This window comes from Kitasatospora putterlickiae (genome assembly GCF_039527695.1).
Taxonomy (GTDB): domain Bacteria; phylum Actinomycetota; class Actinomycetes; order Streptomycetales; family Streptomycetaceae; genus Kitasatospora; species Kitasatospora putterlickiae.
The window spans coordinates 1-1,599 of the sequence record NZ_BAAAKJ010000548.1 but is presented as its reverse complement, the minus strand read 5'-3'; the positions used below and the strand labels follow the sequence as shown (position 1 = coordinate 1,599).

General features: G+C 77.4%; 1 protein-coding gene. It reads right to left on the bottom strand.

Annotated elements, in window-relative coordinates:
• On the bottom strand, positions 1–1,599 hold a 1,599-nt coding region (locus ABD308_RS39155; RefSeq protein ID WP_344345866.1), incomplete at both ends, for a protein kinase domain-containing protein.

The following is a 1,599-nucleotide window of genomic DNA, read 5'->3' as shown; positions in this document are numbered from 1 at the left end:
GGGCCCGGCAGCACGGAGAGCCGACCGACGACGGCGCGCCGCTGCTGCTCCGGCTGGACGGTGAGCAGCAGCGCCCAGCGCCGGGCCGTCCTGCGTTCGTTCGCGGTGAGCCGGCCGTCGCCACCGCCACCGCCGCGGCCGCCGAGGGCGCGCGCCTCGCGCTCGACGGCGGTCAGCACCTCCGCGAGTCGGGTGAGCCCGAGCAGCCGGGCGCAGGAACGCTCCGGGCAGGCGGCGTGCCCGCAGTCGAAGCGGGCGGCCAGCGCGGGCATCCCGGCCGCGACCAGCTCGTCGACGAACGCCGGCCCGTCCGGCTCGCCCGCCAGTTGGGCCAGCCCGGCCGCGTCCACCCGGCGGTCGCGGACGTACGGGACGGACCCGGGCGTGAACGCCGCGCCGAGCGCCAGCACGGCCCGGGAGGCCGCCGCCGACTTCTCGGCCGGGGTGCCGCGTTCGGCGTCCTTGAGGTAGTGCAGGTCGACGGCGGTGTCCTTGACCTCGTCCCGCAGCCAGTCGCGCAGCCGCCGCGCCCCGCCGCTGACCAGCCAGGCCGCCGCGTCCGCCGACCGGCCGAGCATCGCTTCGGCGAGCGCGGCCGGGTCGTGGAAGTCCTGGCCCCGGAAGCCGATCGGACGGTGCGCGGGCCCGGTCGGGGCGGGTTCGGGCGCCGGCGGGTCGAGCCGGCTGCGCACCACCTCGGGGCTGCCGCCGGCCAGCCACGCGCGGACCTGCTCCGCCGTCCAGCGGTCGGCCGGGTCCTTGGTGAACAGGCCCTGGAGCAGCAGCCGGCGGCGCTCGTCGGCGATCGCGGTGACGTCCACCTCGGCGTCCATCACCAGCCGGATCTGCAGCGCCTCGTCGCTGATCAGCCCGCCGTCCGCCCGCCGGTAGCGGCCGGCGCCGGTGAACACCTCGTGGAGGATGGTGCCGAGCGCCCACCACGGGCCGGCCGGGTGGTTGTGGCCGGCGAGCTGTTCCGGCGCCATGTAGGCGACGGTGACCTGCATGTCGGGCGAGAAGCGGCGGCTGGCGGTGAGCTTGGCGACCCCGCCGAAGTCGGCCACCACGAACTGGGCGGCGGAGCGGCCGCCCTTCCCGGCCGGGCGGACCAGGATGTTGGCGGGTTTGAAGTCGACCGGGTTGCGGGCGATGGTGGTCTGCCAGAAGGCCAGCAGGTCGACCAGTTCGCGGATGATCCGTTCGCTCTCGCCGGGCCGGTCCAGGCGGCGCCGGTCGCGCAGCTCGGCGACGTGGTCGGCGAGGGTGACCGGGAGGTACTCCATCGCCATCCAGTCGCAGAGCGCGCCCGCGTGCTCGACCTGGCCGTGGCCGAGGATCTCTGGGACGTGCCGGCGGAAGGCGGGGTCGCCGGCGAGGTGGGCGAGGAGCTCGGCGTCGGCCCGGACGCCGGGGTTGCCGACCTTCACGGCCGCGTCGCCGCCGCCGTCGGCGCGGCGGACGTGCCAGACGGTGCCCTCGCTGCCGGAGCCGACGGGGTTCAGGGGGTGGTAGCGGTCGGTGAGGGCGGCGGGGAAGGCGCCGGCCGGGTCGGCGGGGACGGCGGCATCGGCGGCGTCGGCGGCCTCGGTGCCGGGGGAG